Annotated in this window: 1 protein-coding gene; it reads left to right on the forward strand. The window is 69.7% G+C overall.

All coding sequences use genetic code 11. From position 1 onward, the window contains the following. On the forward strand, positions 1 to 577 hold a 577-nt coding region (locus WA788_RS35540; RefSeq protein ID WP_335984639.1), incomplete at both ends, for an acyltransferase domain-containing protein.

The following is a 577-nucleotide window of genomic DNA, read 5'->3' on the forward strand; positions in this document are numbered from 1 at the left end:
TGACACCTCCACCCTGGACGCCGGTTACTGGTACCGCAATCTGCGGCAGACGGTGGAGTTCGAGCAGGCGACGCGGGCTCTGGCGGCTGACGGTTTCACCGCGTTCGTCGAGGTCAGCCCGCACCCGGTGTTGACGATGGCCGTGCAGGACACGCTCGGTGAGGACACCGTGGCGACGGGCACCCTGCGCCGTAACGAGGGCGGCTTGGACCGGTTCCTGCTGTCGGCCGCGGAGTTGTTCGTGCACGGCGTCTCCGTGACGTGGGACGGGCTGTTCGCGGGGCGGGTGTCGGGGCGGGTGAGTTTGCCGACGTATGCGTTCCAGCGGCGTCGGTTCTGGCCGGAGCCGTCGTTGGTGGCGGGGGATGTGGCGGCGGCGGGTTTGGTGTCTGCGGAGCATCCGTTGCTGGGTGCGGTGGTGGCGGTGCCGGGTTCGGGCACGGTTGTCCTGACGTCGCGGTTGTCGTTGCGGGCCCAGCCGTGGTTGCGGGATCACGCGGTGCACGGCACGGTGCTCTTTCCCGGAACGGGCTTTGTGGAGCTGGCGGTTCGGGGTGCCGATGCCGTGGGGGCTGGT

It is taken from the genome of Streptomyces sp. CA2R106 (assembly GCF_037034245.1).
In the GTDB taxonomy this organism is placed as follows: Bacteria; Actinomycetota; Actinomycetes; order Streptomycetales; family Streptomycetaceae; genus Actinacidiphila.